The organism is Alitabrizicola rongguiensis (assembly GCF_021491355.1).
In the GTDB taxonomy this organism is placed as follows: domain Bacteria; phylum Pseudomonadota; class Alphaproteobacteria; order Rhodobacterales; family Rhodobacteraceae; genus Aliitabrizicola; species Aliitabrizicola rongguiensis.
Window position 1 is genome coordinate 567,095 of the sequence record NZ_JAKENF010000003.1, and the last position, 17,420, is coordinate 584,514.

Genomic DNA, 17,420 nt, shown 5'->3' on the forward strand with positions numbered 1-17,420 from the left:
GAAAATGCTCGCGGGACTTTTCCTGGTGGCGGCCTCTTCCTTGGCCAATGCGGCTGACGGACCGTTCGCGCCTGCGATGTTCGTCAACGACAGCGTTATCTCGCAGTTTGAGCTTGACCAGCGCATCCTGTTCCTCAACGCGCTGAATTTCCCGGGCGATGTCGAGGAGCAGGCCATGACCGGCCTGATCGAGGACAAGCTGCGGCTTCAGGCGGCCAAGACGGCGGGCACGCTTCCAAATGAAGTCGAAGTGACACGCGGGATGCAGGAATTTGCCGGGCGCAGCAACGTGACGCTTCAGCAGTTCGTGGAGGCGATTGGTCAGAAGGGGGTCGCCCCTGAGACCTATCGCGATTTCGTTCGGGCCGGCGTTGCCTGGCGTGGCGTGATCCGCCAGCGTTTTGGCGGCACCGTGCGCATCACCGATGCCGAGGTCGATCGCGCCCTCTCGGATACGGCCCTGCGGGGAAGCGCGCGCGTTCTGTTGTCCGAACTCATCGTTCCCGCGCCGCCCGGCCAGGAAGCCGATGCCTTGGCCCAGGTCGAGGAACTCCGCTCCTCGATCCGGGGCGAAGCCGATTTCGCCGCGGCAGCGCGGCAGTACTCGGCCTCGTCCTCGGCGCAGGCAGGCGGACAGATCGACTGGCTTGATGTCGGCAAGCTGCCGCCGGCGCTGCGGCAGATGGTCCTGGGATTGGCCCCCGGTCAGGTCTCCGATCCGCTGCCGATCCCCAATGCCTACGCCATCTTCCTGCTGCGGGCCCTGCAGCCGACCGCGGAGAAGCCGCAGGTCGCGATCGACGTCGATTACGTCGAGGTCATCCTGCCCGACGGACCGGAAGGCCAGAGCTGGGCCTCGACCCTTATGGCCAAGGCCGATACCTGCACCGATGTGGTCCGCCTGACCAGCAAGCTGCCGGCACAACAGGTGATCCGCACGGTTCAACCCGCGGGAGCAGTGCCGCGTGACGTTGGGCTGGAGCTTGCGCGACTGGATACGTTCGAGACTTCATTCTCGCTACGCCGCGGGGGAAGCCGCGTGTTCCTGATGCTCTGCGGTCGTACAATGGCGCCGGTGGACGAGACTTCGGCCGAAGGGCTTGGCGACGTTCAGGAAGCACCCGACGCAGATGCGCCGGGTCCGAAGGAACCGAAGCCGACCCCGACCCGCGAGGAGCAGATCGCCAAGCAGCGCGATGCGATGCGCATGTCGCTGACAAACCAGCGGCTTTCGGAGCTAAGCGAGCAATACATGCAGCAGCTGAAGGCTGCCGCCATCATCCGCGAACCGTGACCGGCGGTTTCACCCCGCATCCGCCCGTCGCGCTGAGCTGCGGCGAACCCGCCGGCATCGGACCGGAGATCGCCGTCAAGGCGCGGGCGATACTGGGCGCGGAAGTTCCCTTCTTCTGGATCGGCGATCCGCGCCATCTGCCGCAGGGCACGCGCTGGCAGGCCCTGTCCGATCCCGCCGAGGCCCTGCATGTGGCGGCGGACTGCCTGCCAGTTCTTCCGCTCGAATTGGGGCCGGCACCCCTGCCCGGTCAGCCCACCCCTGCACTGGCCGCCGGTGTCGTTGCTGCGATCGCGCGCGGGGTGGCGCTCGTGCAGGCTGGACAGGCCTCGGCGCTTTGCACTGCGCCCATTCACAAGAAGGCGCTGAAGGATGGCGCGGGTTTCGCTTTCCCCGGCCACACCGAGTATCTGGCGGCGCTGGCCGGTGTCGGCCGGGTGGTGATGATGCTCGCCTGCGCCGGGCTGCGGGTCGTGCCGGCGACCATCCACATTCCCCTGTCCGAGGTGCCGCGCGCCCTCACGCCCGACTTGCTGGAAGAGACGATCCGCATCACCCGCGACGGCCTCATCCGCGATTTCGGGATCGCCGTTCCCCGCATTGCGGTTGCGGGCCTGAACCCTCACGCCGGCGAGGGCGGGGCCATGGGGCGGGAAGAGATCGACTGGATGATCCCGCTTCTCGACCGCTTGCGCGGCGAAGGGATGGCGCTGCTCGGCCCCCTGCCCGCCGACACGATGTTCCACCCGGCGGCGCGGGCGCGCTATGATGCGGCAATCTGCGCCTATCACGACCAGGCGCTGATCCCGATCAAGACCATCGATTTCGCCGGGGGGGTGAACCTGACGCTCGGACTGCCCTTCATCCGCACCTCGCCGGATCATGGCACGGCCTTCGACATCGCCGGGAAAGGCGTGGCCGATCCGTCGAGCCTGATCGCGGCGCTGAAGATGGCGCAAGCTATGGCGGCGGCGCGTGGGGCGACTGCGGACGTGGGGGTTTTGCACCCCCACACCCCCGCAGGATATTTGTGAACAGAAGAAGGGTTAGGTTTTGGCAGCGATTGACGGTCTTCCACCCCTGCGCGAGGTCATCGCGACGCATGGGCTGGTGGCGAAGAAACAGCTTGGCCAGAACTTCCTGCTCGACCTGAACCTGACCGCCAAGATCGCGCGGATGGCGGGCGATCTGTCAGCCTGTGACGTGCTGGAGGTGGGCCCCGGCCCCGGCGGTCTGACGCGCGGGCTCTTGGCCGAGGGCGCGCGGCATGTGCTGGCGGTGGAGAAGGATGCGCGCTGCATCCCGGCGCTGGAGGAGATCGCGGCGATCTATCCCGGTCGGCTCGAGGTGGTGAACGGCGATGCGCTGGAGGTGGATGCAGCGGCCCGCCTGACCGCGCCGATCCGGGTGGTGGCGAACCTGCCCTACAACGTCGGGACCGAGCTTCTGATCCGCTGGCTGTCGCCGCCCGTCTGGCCGCCCTTCTGGCGAAGCCTGACGCTGATGTTCCAGAAAGAGGTGGCAGAGCGCATCGTCGCCAAGCCCGGCAGCGGCGCCTATGGGCGGCTGGCGCTCCTCGCCCAATGGCGGACCGATCCAAGGATCGTGCTGACCTTGCCGCCCGAAGCTTTCGTTCCGGCGCCCAAGGTGCATTCGGCGGTGGTGCATCTGACCGCCCTGCCCGAGCCGCGCTATCCGGCGGAGGCAGGCGTGCTGTCCCGGGTCACGGCCATGGCCTTCAACCAGCGGCGCAAGATGCTGCGGTCAAGCCTGAGGGGCCTGGCCCCCGACCTGGAAGACAAGTTGCGCGCCGCCGGCATCGAGCCGACCGCGCGCGCGGAAGAGATCTCGCTTGAGAAGTTCTGCGCCCTCGCCCGGCTGGTTGCAGGCAAGGGCTGAGAATCATTCCGCCGCTTCGGCGGGACCGCTTTCGGCCTTGGGCTTGCGCGGGGCGCGCGGCTTGCGGGCCGCGGGCGGCTTTTCAGCCACCGGGGCGGCAGGCGCTTCGGCTACCACCTCGACAGCGGCCGGCTCGGGGGCGGGCGCGCTCACGGCTTCGGCGCGAGGCTGCTCCGTCCGCTGCTGCTCGTGCCGCGGCGGGCGGCGGTCGTTGCGATCGCTCCGGCCTTGCTGGTCGTTGCGGGGCTGGTCGTTCCGGGGGCCGCGTTCACGCGGGTCCTGCCGGTCGCGCTGCTCCGGGCGATCCGACCGATCCTGACGCTGCTGATGCTCGCGGCTGCGGGTCTCGGGGGTTTCGACAAGGCTGCTTTCGCCGAGATCCTCGATGAAATCCATCATGCCGCCAATGCGCGGCGCGGGTTCCATATCGGGTTGCTCGTCGGCGACCGGATCGTAGCGGGTTTCGCCGCGAGTGTCGTTGCGGTCGTTCTGCCAGTTCCGCTCGCGATTGCCGCCCTGACCGTTCCCGCCCTGTCCGTTGCCGCCTTGCTGGTTGTGGCCGCCCTGTTGCTGGCGGGCCTCCTGTTCGGCGGCGAGTTCGCGCTGCGCTTCTGCCAGGAGCCGGGTGTAATGCTCGGCATGCTGCATGAAGTTCTCGGCGGCAACGCGGTCATTCGACAGCTGGGCGTCGCGGGCGAGGATCTGGTACTTTTCGATGATCTGCTGCGGGGTTCCGCGCACCTTGCCTTCGGGGCCGTTGCTGTCGAAGACGCGGTTGATGATGTTGCCGATCGACCGGGGCCGGTTCGACTTCGAGCGCGAACGTGATTTCGATGATCTCATGTTTTCCGTTGTTCCAGCCAGTGTGGCCTTGCCCGACAGCCTGCGCCTGTGGCGCGTCTCACCCCCGATGCGGAGCCCCGTGGACGAGTTGTTCGGCTAACGAGAGGGACATGTTCCGCTGGCCCGTTGTCAGGCGCAGACACATCCCGTGTGATGGGATAAGCACGCGTCAGGCGGATTCACAAGGGGAAACTGGCTTTTCCACAAGGAAAAAGCGGGTTTTTCGCGTGAATGTGGCCGATATTCTGCATCTGCGCTCAAAGTGTGCGGCCCCGGACGACTCGGGGGCGGCCATCCATGTCGGGCAGGATGGCGACCGATGCCAGCCCGGCAGCCGAAAACAGGGCAGCGACCGCTTCGCCCTGGGTTGGCCCGATCTCGACCAGAATCCGGCCGCCGGGCCGCAGATGCAGTGGTGCCTCGGCCGCAATGGCGCGATAGGCGTCCAGACCATCCCCTCCGGGCGTGAGCGCTAGATGCGGCTCCCAGTCGCGAACCTCGGGTGCAAGGGCGGGCATTTCCGCGGCGGCGATATAGGGCGGGTTCGAGACGATCAGGTCGAACGTGCCATCGACCGCCGTGAACCAGTCGGAGACGCGGAACTCGCTGCGCCCGGAAAGGTCCAGCCGCCGGGCATTGTCTTGCGCCACGTCGAGGGCGGCGGGCGACAGGTCCACCGCCAGCCCCGTCGCCTCCGGCCGCTCGGCCAGAAGCGACAGCAGGATCGCCCCTGTGCCGGTGCCGAGGTCGAGGATGCGTTCGAACGGCTCTTCCAGCGCGGTCGCGATCAGCGTCTCTGTTTCGGGACGGGGGTCGAGCGTGTCGGAGGTGACGCGGAAGCTTCGCCCCCAGAACAGGCGCTGGCCGGTGATCTGGCTGACAGGGCGGCGGGCAAGGCGCTGGTCGATCGCCGCCGCAAAGCGCGCGGCGGCCTCGGGCGACAGAGGGTCGGACAGGTGCAGGCTCAGGCGATCAGGCGCAATGCCCGCCGCATGGGCCAGAAGCAGGCGGGCATCGCGGGGGGCATCCGCGATCCCCTCCGCCTGCAACCGCGGGATCGACGCGCGCAGGGCTTCCGCCCCGGTCAGCGGCGATGTCATTGCTCCATCTCGGCAAGCTTGGCCGCCTGATCATGCGCGGTGAGTGCATCGATCACCTCGGTCAGGTCGCCCGCCATGATCTGCGGCAGGGCGTAGAGCGTCAGGTTGATGCGGTGGTCGGTCATCCGGCCTTGCGGGAAGTTGTATGTGCGGATGCGCTCGCTGCGGTCGCCCGAGCCGACCTGCGACTTGCGATCGGCGGCGCGTTCGCTGGCCAGTCGCTCGCGTTCCATTTCGTAAAGCCGGGCGCGCAGCACCTGCATGGCGATGGCGCGGTTCTGGTGCTGCGACTTCTGTGACGAGGTCACGACGATCCCGCTCGGGATATGGGTGATGCGCACGGCGGAGTCGGTGGTGTTCACATGCTGCCCGCCCGCGCCCGACGAGCGCATCGTGTCGATGCGGATGTCCGAGGCGGGGATGTCGATATCTACGTCCTCTGCCTCGGGCAGGACGGCCACCGTCGCGGCAGAGGTGTGGATGCGCCCGCCTGCCTCGGTCTCGGGGACACGCTGCACGCGGTGGACGCCGGATTCGTATTTCAGCCGGGCAAAGACCCCCTCGCCCTGCACATGGGCCGTCACCTCGCGGATGCCGCCGAGGTCGCTTTCCTGTTCGGAGAGGATCTCGAACCGCCAGCCTTGCGCCTCGGCATAGCGCTGGTACATGCGGAGGAGGTCAGCGGCAAAAAGTGCTGCTTCCTCGCCACCGGTGCCGGGGCGAATTTCAAGGATGGCTGGGCGGGCGTCGGCGGCATCCTTGGGCAGAAGGGCCAGACGCAGGGCCTGTTCCATCTCGGGGATGCGCGCCTTGAGGCGCGGGATTTCTTCCTCGGCCAGCGACTTCATTTCGGGGTCGGCCAGCATCGCCTCGGCCTCGGTCAGGTCGTTGCGGGCGGTCCGATAGGCCGCGATCTCGGCCACCACGGGCTTCAGCTCCGAGTATTCGCGACTTAGGGTCGCGATCTCGGCCGGGGCCGTCCCGCCTTCGGCGAGCTTTGCCTCGAGAAACTCGAAGCGGCGGGTGATCTGGTCGAGCGTCTCTTCTGGCAGCATGGCGCCGGGTTTGGCCTATGGGTCCGGGCCGGTCAAGGCCCGGCCGTCAGGGTTGCCCCGCTCCAGCCGCCGAACTCGCGGCTGCGGAAGCGCCATGTCGTGTCGGGGGCGACGGCGATGCCGGATCGCTCCGTCGGCCCTACGACCAACCCATCGGGATGCGCCTTGGCCCAGTCCGTCAGGGCCTGATGATCCATCGGTACCTCCACCGGGGCGGTCAGGCGACCGGCGAAGTTGAATTCGGCGTTGTAGGGCATGCCGAAGAAGGCGATGCCGGCAGATTGGCGCGCCGCCAGCGCCTGCCCGATCGCCACGGTGTCCTGGCTGCGGCCGGCGAGGGTCAGTGCCGTGAGAAGATGGAGGGTCAGGGCAAGGCCGAGACCGAGGGCAAGATGGCCGCGCAAGAGCGGCAGCCGCAGGCTCGCGACGGCAAGGCCCAGGCAGAGAAGCGCCACCAGCACCACGGCCCAGACCGGGGTCAGATCCGCGAGGTTGCGGTCGCGGATCAGGCCTCCCGCCGCAAGTCCAAGGACGATCGCAAGCAGCACGGGAAGGACAAAGGCCAGCGATCCGCCGCGTCGGTCCTGCCCGGTCGAGGCGCGGGCAAAAAGCAGCGCCATCGCTGGAAGCTCTGGCAGAAGGTAATGGACCTGCTTGCCGCCAACGATCGAGAACAGGACCAGCGCCGATACCGCCCAGATCGCAACCAGTCGCCCTGCCCCGTCGCCCTTGACCGCAGCTGGAACCGCCTGCCAGAGGCGCCATGACCAGCCCCAGGGAAACAGGATCAGCGGCAGGAGCGCGATCAGGAACCAGATCGGGCGGCCATGGCCGAGCTCTCCGCTCACACGCGCGACCGACTGAGTGACAAGAAGTTCCTTGCGGAAGGCCGCATCCCCGCCAAGCAGCGCGGGCACCAGCCAGACCAGCACCAGAGCCAGAGCCACAAGCAGGGCCACGCCGCCGCCCCGGCCGATTTCGCGCCAGTCCGGCGGATCGCTGGCCCACAGACGGATCGCAAGCAATGCGGGAAGGAGGTGCAGCAGGATGACCGGTCCCTTCGCAAGCGTGCCAAACGCCAGCACCAAACCCAGCCAAAGCCAGGGGCGCCAGCCGCGGGCGCCCTGCCCGATCCGCCACAGGACAAGCAGGCCGAGCAACACGAAGACCGTCAGCAGCGCGTCGAACATCAGCGCGCCACCGTAGAGGGAGAAAAGCGTGAAACCGACAAGGATCGCCATCGACCGCAGCGCGATGGTCTCGTCCTGGGGCCAGAACCGCCGCGCCAGCTGGCCAGTCAGGAAAACCGACACCACCGCGAAAGCCGGTCCGACCAGGCGGGCGGCAATTTCCGAGACGCCAGTTCCCAGCCAGACAAGGTTGATGAGCCAGAACAGCAGCGGCGGCTTGTGACTGTAAGACTCGAAGTCGCGTGTCAGGTGGAACATGTCGCCGGACAGGTGCATTTCCCAGGCGACGGCGAGGTAGCGCGTTTCGTCGATAGGCAAGGCAGGGCGCAGCACGATCTGCACGACCAGAACAGCGGCAAATGCCGCCAGCAGCGCGCCCCCCCAAAGTCTCATGCCGTGTTCCTTGCCTTTTTCCGCCACACTTACCTGTTTTCGGCGGATGTCCACAGGCCATCTGGTCACATGGCGGAGTCTTGCCGCAGGCAAACCAAAAGCGACGCATTTTGTCGCGGACGGGATGAACCGAGGCTGCGACAGATGTATTCATGCGGAAAACAGCCGCCACCGGTCTGATTTCGCGACCCGCGGCAGGCAGGATCGTCCACAGGACCAGGGAGATCAGGATGAAGACCCATACCCGCGTGCTCGTGATCGGGGGCGGCGTCGTCGGCTGCTCGGTACTCTACCATCTGACCAAGCTTGGTTGGAAAGACGTGATGCTGGTCGAGCGGTCGGAACTGACCTCGGGCTCGACCTGGCATGCGGCGGGCGGCTTCCACACCCTGAACGGCGACACCAACATGGCAGCGCTGCAGGGCTACACGATCCGCCTCTACAAGGAACTCGAGGCGATCACCGGCATGTCCTGCGGGTTGCACCATGTCGGCGGCGTGACGCTGGCCGACAACATGGCGCGGTTCGAGATGCTGAAGGCCGAACGCGCCAAGCACCGCTACATGGGCCTCGACACCGAAATCGTCACGCCCGAGGAAATCGCCAAGTTGACCGACGGCATGGTCAATCTCGACGGGATCATTGGGGGCCTTTACGACCCGCTCGACGGCCATCTCGACCCCTCGGGCACCACGCATGCCTATGCCAAGGCGGCGCGCCTGGGCGGGGCCGAGATCGTGCTGCACAACCGCGTCCTCGAAACCAACCCTCGCCCCGATGGCTCGTGGGAGGTGGTGACCGAAAAGGGCACGATCATCGCCGAGCATGTGGTGAACGCGGGCGGCCTCTGGGCGCGCGAGATCGGCGCGATGGCGGGCGTCTACCTGCCGCTTCTGCCAATGGCGCACCAGTACCTCGTCACCGACGACATCCCCGAGATCATGGATATCCTGAAATCGGGCCGCGAATTCCCCCATGTCATGGACCCGGGCGGCGAAAGCTATCTGCGGCAGGAAGGGCGAGGCCTGTGCATCGGCTTCTACGAGAAACCCTGCGAGCCGTGGTCGGTGGACCAGACGCCGTGGGATTTCGGCCATGAATTGCTGAACGAGCAGTTCGACAAGATCGAGGACTCGGTCAACTTCGCCTATCGCCGCTTCCCGGTCTTGGAGCGCACCGGCGTCAAGCGGGTGATCCACGGGCCCTTCACCTTCGCCCCCGACGGCAACCCGCTGATCGGGCCTGTGCCGGGCCTGCGCAACTACTGGTCGGCCTGTGCGGTCATGGCGGGATTCAGCCAGGGCGGCGGCATGGGACTGGCGCTTGCCCAGTGGATGATCGAGGGCGAGGTCGAGCGCGACCCGCGCGGCTTCGATGTGGCGCGCTTCGGCAACTGGACCTCGCCGGGCTACACCGTGCCGAAGGTGATCGAGAACTACCAGATGCGCTTCTCGGTCAGCTATCCGAACGAGGAGCGCCCGGCGGCGCGCCCGTTCCGCACCACGGCGATGTACGACATCTTCGACAACATGAACGCGGTCTGGGGTCAGCAATACGGGCTCGAGGTGGTCAACTATCACGCCCTGCCCGGCGAGCCGCGCTATGAAACCCCGACCTTCAAGCGCTCGAACGCCTGGGAGGCGACGAAGCAGGAGGTGCTGGCCGTCCGCAACGGCGTCGGCATCAACGAGGTGCAGAACTTCGGTAAGTACCGCGTGACCGGCAAGGGCGCCCGCGCCTGGCTGGACCGGATCATGGCCGGATCGATCCCGAAGCCGGGCCGCCTCAGCCTGACCCCGATGCTCGCCCATTCCGGCAAGATCTTCGGGGACTTCACCGTTTCCTGCCTGTCCGAGACCGAGTTCCAGCTGACGGCGAGCTATGGCGCGCAAGGCTGGCATTCACGCTGGTTCGAGCAGAACATGGGACCGGACGTGCTGGTCGAGAACATCTCCGACACCCGCACCGGCTTCCAGATCGCCGGCCCGAAGGCGCGCGAGTTGCTGTCCCGCGTCACCCGCTCGGATGTCTCGGCCGAGGCGTTCAAGTTCATGGACGTGAAGAAGATGACGGTCGGCATGGCCAACTGCATCGTCCAGCGCGTGAGCTATACCGCCGACCTCGGCTACGAGATCTTCACCGACCACATGAGCCAGCGCCACCTGTGGCACACGTTGTGGAACGCCGGGCAAGACCTCGGGATCCGGCCGTTCGCGATGCGGGCGATGATGTCGCTGCGCCTCGACAAGTGGTTCGGCAGCTGGGGCCGCGAATTCTCACCCGACTACACCCCCTGCGAGACCGGCCTCGATCGCTTCATCCGCTGGAACAAGGAGGCCGACTGGATCGGCAAGGCCGCCGCGACCGCCGAGAAGGCCGCCGGCCCGAAGCGCAAGCTCTGCTGCTTCATTGTCGATGCGAAGGATGCCGATGTCGTGGCCTGGGAGCCGATCTGGCTTGACGGCGCGGTGGTCGGGTTCTGCACGAGCGGCGGTTTCTCGCACACCACCGGCAAGTCGGTCGCCATGGGCTTCCTGCCCGCCGATCGCGCGGTTGCCGGGACGAAATGCGAGATCGAGATCCTTGGCGAGCGCCGCCCGGCGGTAGTTGTGACCGAGTCGCTGTTCGATGCCGACGGGGCAAGGATGCGCGGCTGATCCGCGGCCCCCGGGCTTGCGGCGACGAATCCGCTCCTGGAGCGCGGGTCCAGAAGGTAACGGTCTGCCCCGGCCGTCAGGACGATGGCCGGGGGCCTTGCAGCTGGCGCCCCTTCCAGTCCTGCCGCCACTCCCGTGGCGTCATTCCGCTCCAGGTCCGGAAGGCCTGATTGAACGCGGGCTGGTTGGCATAGCAGAGGGCTGCGGCAATCTCGCCCGCGCTCAGGTCGGTCACTGCCAAGAGCTCCTGCGCGGCACCGAAACGGACCTCGGCGAGCAGGTCCCGGAAGGTCGTTCTCTCGGACGCAAGGCTGCGCCGGAGCGCCCGCGGGTGGACCCCGAGCGCTGCGGCAATTTCAGGACCCTGCGTTTCCCCACGCAGCAGGGCGCTGCGCAGCATGCGCCTCGTCCGGTCGGACCAAGGTGATTGACCCGGCGGGAGAAGGGCCTCCGCGCGCCTTTGCATCTCGGCAAAATCGAGCAGGTTGGCTCCGGGTATGGGAAGCGCAAGACTGGCCTTGGTGAAGACAACTCCGGTCTGGGGCTGGTCGAAAAGGACCGGCACACCGAAAAAATCGCGGTAGGGCCGGATGTCGGATGGCTTGCGGAACGAGAACAGGACCTCAACGATCGTGGCCTTCCCGCCGGTCAGCTCGCGGATCAGGTTGAACGCGACGGGCATGACCGTCGCATAGTTCTGCACATAGCCAAGCGCCGAGCGGTCGAAGGCTCCGTAGCCCAGGATATAGTCTTCTCCGGTGCGATGCAGGTAGGCGGTTGCCCCGCGTGTCGCGCTGGACTGGAGCGCGATGAAGCCGGTCAGCGCCGCTTCGAGCGTCGGCGCATTCGCCATCCAGCGTCCGGCCAACCCCATGCAGCGGTGATCGAAGCGGCTCCCCAAGAGCAACCCGATATGCGGACAGCCGGTCAGTTCCGCCGCACGGTCCATGATCTGGCAGAACAGTCCGTAAGGGATGCGGTTCTCGTCGCTTTCGAACGTGGAAGCAGCAACCGGAAAGCCGCGCAGTACATCGTCGAACGGCACCCCGAATTCCGCGACAAGGTGCGGCAGGCCAACCAAAGCCGCCAGACGCTGTGGGGCATTCCCGAAATCTCCGGGACGAAGGCCGTTGTCCAACATTCGTAAACGCTAGGGCTTGCCCTCGGCTAGAGTCAATCCGGGTTCCTGTCCGGTGCCTTGCGGTCGATGACCCCGGTGACGGGCGGCGCAGCATCTTGTCGTCCTCCGGACGGCTCTTCAGTTTTTTCAGAAGGAAACGGAAATCATGTCCAGCCTGACCCTCAGAAAGCTTGGTGTGGCGGCCTTGCTCTCTTGCCTCGCCCTGCCATCGGCCGCCGAACCGCCCAAGTTTGCGGCCGACGTGCCCGAAAAGATCACCACGCCAGACAAGGTGGAAACCCGCATCGGCACGCTGACCTTCAAGTACGGTACGCCAACCGGCGACACTGCAAAGCTGGTCTATGACAATCTCGATTTCATGCGCGGGGTGCAGGCTTTCCTCCGGGGCATGTCGGCAACCTCGGTCCGGGGACTGTGCAACGGGCTGGACAGCGTGGGGGTCAAGGCGAACCGGGCTTTCGGCATTACCGAGGACCTGATGGATGCCCGCACGTTGTTCCTGACGCCCAACACGACCACGGTCTACGTCTTCGGCTGCCTGGACCTGTCGGACGGACCGATGGTGATGGAGGTGCCGACCGGTGTCCTCGGGCCGGTAGACGATGCCGATTTCCGTTGGGTCACCGACGTCGGCCTGACCGGACCAGATGCGGGCAAGGGCGGGAAATACCTGTTCGTGCCCCCGGGCTGGAAGGGAAGCCTGCCATCCACAGGATATTTCGAATCTCGGCCCGCGACCAACACGCTTCTGGTGTTCTACCGCGCCTTCGTGAAGGACGGCGACATTGCGGGGGCGGTGAAAGGGGTGAAGGCCGGGGCGAAGATGTATCCGCTCAACGCCACGACCGAGGCAGGCGAGCCGCCCGCAACCGACTGGGTGAATACCTCGGGCAAGCAGTTCAACACCATCAGCGCCAACGACTTCCACTTCTATGAGGAGTTGAACGAGGTAGTGCAGAAGGAACCGGCCGATTTCGTCGACCCCGACACCGTGGGCCTCTATGCCTCGATCGGCATCCGCAAGGGCCAGCCGTTTGCGCCTGACGCACGCATGAAGGCAATCCTGACCGACGCAGTAGCCGTGGGCAACGCAACGGGACGCACCATCGTCTTTGACAACCGCGACCAGGCGGTGAAATTCTATCCCGACCGGCAATGGTTTACGGGTTTCCTCGGCGGCAGCTACGAGTTCCTGAACGGCGCCGAGCGGCTTCTGGATGCGCGGACCATGTTCTTCTATTACGCGACGGGCATCACCCCGGCGATGGCCTACTCCAAGCCCGGATCGGGATCGGCCTATGCGATCTCGACGCGGGATGCCAAGGGCGACCCGCTTGACGGCGGCAAGACCTACAAGGTCACCCTGCCCGCGCCGGTTCCGGCCAAGCAGTTCTGGTCCTTCGTGGTCTATGACAACATTACCCGCTCGCTGCTCGAAACCGATCAGAAGCTCGCAGGCGTGGACAGCACCGATCCGAAGCTGAAGCTCAATGCCGACGGATCGGCCACGGTCTGGTTCGGGCCGAAAGCACCCGCAGGTCACGAATCTAACTGGGTGCAGACCATGCCCGGCAAGGGCTGGAACACTGTGCTGCGCCTTTACGGTCCGCTGGAGCCCTGGTTCGACAAGAGCTGGAAGCCGGGCGACATCACGCTGGTCGAATAAGAGGTCGCGCCCCGCCCGGATGTCCGGGCGGGGCGCTGGCATATCACGGTGCGGGGGCCAACTTGTCGGCCGTGTGCAGGTCGAAGTCCGAGGCGTCATGCCGTTCGCGCAACTGGAAGGCCGGGTTGCCGGTGGCGCGGTTGACCATACGGCCACGGCTAACGGCCGGGCGCGCGTCGATGCGCTTCGCCCAGTCCTGCACATGGACATAGCTTTCGACATCCAGGAACTCGCCCGCGTCGTACTGTCGGCCAAGTGCGAGTTGCCCATACCACGACCAGATGGCGATGTCGGCGATCGTATACTCCGCGCCTGCGATGTAGGGTCGGGATGCAAGCTGCCGGTCAAGCACGTCCAACTGCCGCTTCACCTCCATCGCGAAGCGATCGATGGCGTAGCGGTTCTTCATCGGCGCATAAGCGTAGAAATGGCCAAAGCCGCCGCCGAGATACGGCGCGGCGCCCATCTGCCAGAACAACCAGTTGAGGCTCTCGGTGCGGCCCGCATGATCCTTCGGCAGGAAGGCGTCGAACTTCTCGGCGAGGTAAAGCAGGATCGCCCCGGATTCGAACACCCGTAGCGGCGGCGTGACGGAATGGTCCATCAGCGCCGGGATCTTCGAGTTCGGGTTGATCTCGACGAAGCCGCTGCCGAACTGCTCGCCGGTGTTGATGTCGATGATCCAGGCGTCATATTCGGCGCCGGTCTTGCCGATGGCCAGAAGCTCTTCGAGCAGGATCGTCACCTTCACTCCGTTGGGAGTGCCCCGCGAGTAAAGCTGTAGCGGGTGGCGGCCGACAGGAAGCACCTTTTCATGCGTGGCGCCGGCGGTCGGGCGGTTGATGCTGGCGAATTCGCCGCCATTCGGTTCGGTCCAGGTCCAGACCTTCGGCGGCACGTAATCGGTTTGGTCTTTCATTCAGAAACTCTCTGCGGGAGGCGGATCGACCGCGGACCGGTCAAAGCCTAACCCGACCGATGGCGGGGGCAAGTCAGGTCGGCGCTTCTCCGCGCAAAACGATGGTTTCGTTGCTGCCGCGACGGTCAGGCCGCGAACAGGACTCTCACCTCGTGCGATTTCAGCGCGCGGCGGGCTGCGGGGAACAGCCGTCCCGTCGTGATGCCGGGAAACAGGGCGTCAAGTTCGGCCCGCTGGCCTGCATCCATGCCTGCCAGGGTCCGGTCGCCGGGCTGGAAGCTCTCGGTCCACAGACCGTCGGACAGGACGATTTCGTGACGGTCGAACATCAGGTGTACGTACCGCACCGGTCGGCCTTCGACGCGGGTGATGCCGGGCTGGCCGACAAGGTGGATGGCCGCCACCAGCAGTTCGTCTTCGCCGAACAGGAGTTCCGCGCGGCTTCCGGCGATCAGGACCCTGTGCTGCGGCGAAACCATCATGTCGCGGAGCGGCTGGCCCCGGCCTAGCGCACCCGCCTTGATACGGACAGGCGCAAGTTCCGGCTGCTCGGCCAGCTGTTCCCGGTTCAACGTCTTGCCACCGATCCAGCGCAAGGGCTGCAGGCCGTGGTCCCGCGTCCAGACCATGTCGCCCGGCTTCAGCGCCTCGACCGCGACCGAACCCTGCGCGGTTTCGATCATCGTGCCGGGTGTGAAACACGGCACAACCGTCTCGATATTCGTGAAGGTGAGCGTACCGATGACATGGCGATCAGTCGGGTCGAGGAACTGGATCACCCCATTTTCCGGGTTGCCGGTATCCCTGATGATCTTCAGTGGCCCGGCGCCCGACAGGTCGAGAATGTCGGCATCAACCCCGGCTTCGCCGCCATCGATCGTATCGCCGATGCCATCGGATCCGACATTGATGACATAGGTGTCCTGGTTGGCGCCGCCATAAAGCGCGTCAGCACCAGCACCCCCGACGATCGTGTCGCTTCCCAGGCCGCCATAGACGACATCGGCGCCGCTACCGGCCTCGATGTAGTCGTTGCCGCCCAGTGCTCCGGCCGTATCGTCGCCATAGATCGTGTCGGCGCCATCCAGGCCATAAAGCGAGTCGCCACCGGCATTGCCGATCAGCACGTTGGCATTTGCGTCGCCGGTCAGCGTATCGACGCCTGCGCCGCCGGTCAGGTTTTCGATGCCCGACAGCACATCGCCCGCGGCATCGTTGCCGGCGGCGGTGCCTGCTGTCAGGTTGACACTGACCGCTGCCGAGGCGCTGTAATCGGCCGTGTCGGAGCCCGTTCCGCCATAAAGCGAGTCCGCGCCGCTGCCGCCGGCCAGCGTGTCGTTCCCGAGACCGCCATAGAGCTGGTCGGTTCCGCTGCCGCCGTCAATATAATCATCTCCGGTCAGCGTCCCGGCGGAGTCGTCGCCGTAAAGAATGTCGCTGCCACCAGCGCCGTAGATGAAATCGCTGCCGGCGTTGCCGATGATCTGGTTGGCGTTGCCGTCGCCGGTCAGCGTATCGGCTCCCGCGCCGCCGGTCAGGTTCTCGATGCCCGAAAGAGTATCGCCGGCGGCGTCGTTGCCGATGCCCGTACCTGAGGTAAGGCTGACGTTGACTGCCGCCGAGGCGCTGTAGTCGGCTGTATCGGTGCCGGAACCGCCAAACAGGGAGTCTGCCCCTGCTCCGCCCGCAAGCGTGTCGTTGCCGAGCCCGGCGTAGAGTACGTCAGTCCCTGCCCCGCCCGAGATGAAGTCGTTCCCCGTCGCGGTGCCGGCAGTGTCGTCGCCGTAGAGCGTGTCGTTCCCGGCATCGCCGTAGATGCTGTCGTTGCCAGCCGCACCAATGACCGAGTCGTTGTCATCGCCGCCATACAGGATGTCGTCGCCGGCGCGACCATCCATCGTGTCGTTGCCGGCATTGCCATAGAAGATGTTGGTATAGATGTCGGCGCCGGTCGTGCCCTGATCGTCGAAGCCCGTCAGGTTGTCGGCAGAGTTCGAGCCGATGATGCCATCGACGCCGCTCAGAGTGTCGCCCGTCGCATCGCCGCCCGTCGCGCTCGTATTCAGGACGATAGTCACGCCCGAGGCAGAGGCACTGTAGTCGGCAAAGTCCATGCCCGAACCGGCATCGAGCCGGTCGGCACCCGCTCCGCCGTTCAGGGTGTCGCCGCCAGCGCCACCATAGATTGAGTCGTTGCCGGTGCCACCAATCAGGCTGTCATCGCCATCACCGCCGTAAAGCGTGTCGTTCTCGGTGCCACCATCCAGTGTATCGTTGCCGGCATCGCCGAAGAGCGAATCCGTGCCGGCATCGCCGGTCACCGAGTCGTTGTCGTTGCCGCCATAGATCGTATCGTTTGCCGCGCCGCCAAGGAGCGTGTCAGTCCCGTCGTCGCCACTGAGCGAGTCTGCATCATCCCCTCCATAGACGACATCGATGCCTACGCCGCCAAAGACTGTGTCCGTGCCGGCGCCGGCATCGATCGTGTCGTTGCCGTCGTTGCCCTGGACGTTGTCGTTGCCGAGCCCGCCGATGATGCTGTCATTGCCTGTCCCGCCGAAGACAGTGTCATTGCTGTCACCGGCGTCGATCGTGTCATTTCCGGCATCGCCGGAAATGCTGTCGGTGCCCGCCCCACCGGAAATGGAGTCGCCATCATCACCGCCAAAGATCGTGTCCGTGCCGTCTCCGCCAATCAGCGTGTCGACCCCGGCGCCGCCAGTCAGCGAGTCATTGCCGGAGCCTCCGTCAAGCAAGTTGGCGTTGCCGTCGCCGGTCAGCGTATCGCCGCCTGTTCCGCCGACCAGGTTCTCGATGCCCGACAGCACGTCGCCCGCGGCGTCACTGCTGGTGCCCGAACCGGTGACGAGACTGACATTGACAGAACCAGAAGCGCTGTAGTCGGCCGTATCCGTTCCCGCGCCGCCATAGAGCGAGTCGGCGCCGGTGCCGCCAACGAGCGTGTCATTGCCCAGGCCGCCGTAGATCAGGTCGCCGCTGGAGCCGCCGTCGATGTAGTCGTTACCGGTCAGGGCGTCGAGAGAATCGTCGCCATAGATCGTGTCGACGCCCGACCCGCCAAAGAGGGAGTCGTTGTCCGCGCCACCAAAGACGAGGTCATTTCCACCAAAGGCGTTGACGGTATCGTTGCCACCAAGGCCAGAGATCGTGTCGGCAGTGCCCGACCCGGTAAGGGAATCGTTGCCGGAGGTTCCGGTAACCGTCGCCATGTTCGAACTCTGCCTCGAGATGCCAGGCGGGAT

12 protein-coding genes are annotated in these 17,420 nt (G+C 65.9%); 5 read left to right on the forward strand and 7 right to left on the reverse strand.

Features of this window, described 5'->3' with window-relative positions:
* The first annotated feature begins 4 nt into the window (after window positions 1-4).
* From L0V05_RS14225 to rsmA, 3 genes are read left to right on the forward strand one after another with little or no spacing between them, the layout of a single operon-like run.
* Window positions 5-1,294 carry a peptidylprolyl isomerase gene (locus L0V05_RS14225; RefSeq protein WP_234871567.1) on the forward strand — a complete coding sequence of 430 codons (1,290 nt, stop codon included), beginning with the start codon at window positions 5-7 and terminating at the stop codon, window positions 1,292-1,294.
* Window positions 1,291-2,328, forward strand: a complete 1,038-nt coding sequence (gene pdxA / locus L0V05_RS14230; protein ID WP_234871569.1) for a 4-hydroxythreonine-4-phosphate dehydrogenase PdxA — start codon at window positions 1,291-1,293, stop codon at window positions 2,326-2,328. The genes L0V05_RS14225 and pdxA overlap by 4 nt, the downstream gene beginning before the upstream one ends.
* A gap of 19 nt (window positions 2,329-2,347) precedes the next feature.
* On the forward strand, window positions 2,348-3,193 hold the full coding sequence (rsmA, locus tag L0V05_RS14235; RefSeq protein ID WP_234871570.1) for a 16S rRNA (adenine(1518)-N(6)/adenine(1519)-N(6))-dimethyltransferase RsmA: 846 nt from the start codon (window positions 2,348-2,350) through the stop codon (window positions 3,191-3,193).
* Window positions 3,194-3,196: 3 nt separating this feature from the next.
* On the opposite strand, the gene L0V05_RS14240 is transcribed toward rsmA, so the two are convergent.
* The 4 genes from L0V05_RS14240 to L0V05_RS14255 all read right to left on the reverse strand — a co-directional run bounded on the left by L0V05_RS14240 (window position 3,197) and on the right by L0V05_RS14255 (window position 7,774).
* The gene (locus L0V05_RS14240) at window positions 3,197-4,036 is read right to left on the reverse strand and encodes a DUF4167 domain-containing protein (protein WP_234871572.1); all 840 of its coding nucleotides are present in this window, start codon (window positions 4,034-4,036) and stop codon (window positions 3,197-3,199) included.
* Window positions 4,037-4,293: 257 nt separating this feature from the next.
* The gene (gene prmC, locus L0V05_RS14245) at window positions 4,294-5,124 is read right to left on the reverse strand and encodes a peptide chain release factor N(5)-glutamine methyltransferase (RefSeq protein WP_234872200.1); all 831 of its coding nucleotides are present in this window, start codon (window positions 5,122-5,124) and stop codon (window positions 4,294-4,296) included.
* 8 nt (window positions 5,125-5,132) lie between these two features.
* Window positions 5,133-6,191 carry a peptide chain release factor 1 gene (gene prfA / locus L0V05_RS14250; protein WP_234871574.1) on the reverse strand — a complete coding sequence of 353 codons (1,059 nt, stop codon included), beginning with the start codon at window positions 6,189-6,191 and terminating at the stop codon, window positions 5,133-5,135.
* A 32-nt stretch (window positions 6,192-6,223) separates the two neighbouring features.
* Window positions 6,224-7,774 (reverse strand): ArnT family glycosyltransferase, encoded by a 1,551-nt coding sequence (locus L0V05_RS14255; protein ID WP_234871576.1) that lies wholly within the window; start codon window positions 7,772-7,774, stop codon window positions 6,224-6,226.
* Between the two features lie 230 nt (window positions 7,775-8,004).
* Here L0V05_RS14255 and L0V05_RS14260 point away from each other — a divergent pair, with 230 nt between their 5' ends.
* Window positions 8,005-10,431, forward strand: a complete 2,427-nt coding sequence (locus L0V05_RS14260) for a GcvT family protein (protein ID WP_234871578.1) — start codon at window positions 8,005-8,007, stop codon at window positions 10,429-10,431.
* Between the two features lie 76 nt (window positions 10,432-10,507).
* Here L0V05_RS14260 and L0V05_RS14265 read toward each other — a convergent pair whose 3' ends face one another.
* Complete coding sequence (locus L0V05_RS14265; protein WP_234871579.1) at window positions 10,508-11,572, reverse strand: AraC family transcriptional regulator; 1,065 nt, start codon at window positions 11,570-11,572, stop codon at window positions 10,508-10,510.
* A gap of 145 nt (window positions 11,573-11,717) precedes the next feature.
* Between L0V05_RS14265 and L0V05_RS14270 the strand changes: the two genes are divergently transcribed.
* Window positions 11,718-13,238, forward strand: a complete 1,521-nt coding sequence (locus L0V05_RS14270; RefSeq protein ID WP_234871581.1) for a DUF1254 domain-containing protein — start codon at window positions 11,718-11,720, stop codon at window positions 13,236-13,238.
* A 43-nt stretch (window positions 13,239-13,281) separates the two neighbouring features.
* Here the strand turns inward: L0V05_RS14270 and yghU are convergent, their stop codons facing one another.
* Window positions 13,282-14,157, reverse strand: a complete 876-nt coding sequence (gene yghU / locus L0V05_RS14275) for a glutathione-dependent disulfide-bond oxidoreductase (RefSeq protein WP_234871583.1) — start codon at window positions 14,155-14,157, stop codon at window positions 13,282-13,284.
* Window positions 14,158-14,282: 125 nt separating this feature from the next.
* Window positions 14,283-17,387, reverse strand: a complete 3,105-nt coding sequence (locus L0V05_RS14290) for a Hint domain-containing protein (RefSeq protein WP_264757843.1) — start codon at window positions 17,385-17,387, stop codon at window positions 14,283-14,285.
* Window positions 17,388-17,420: the final 33 nt, after the last annotated feature.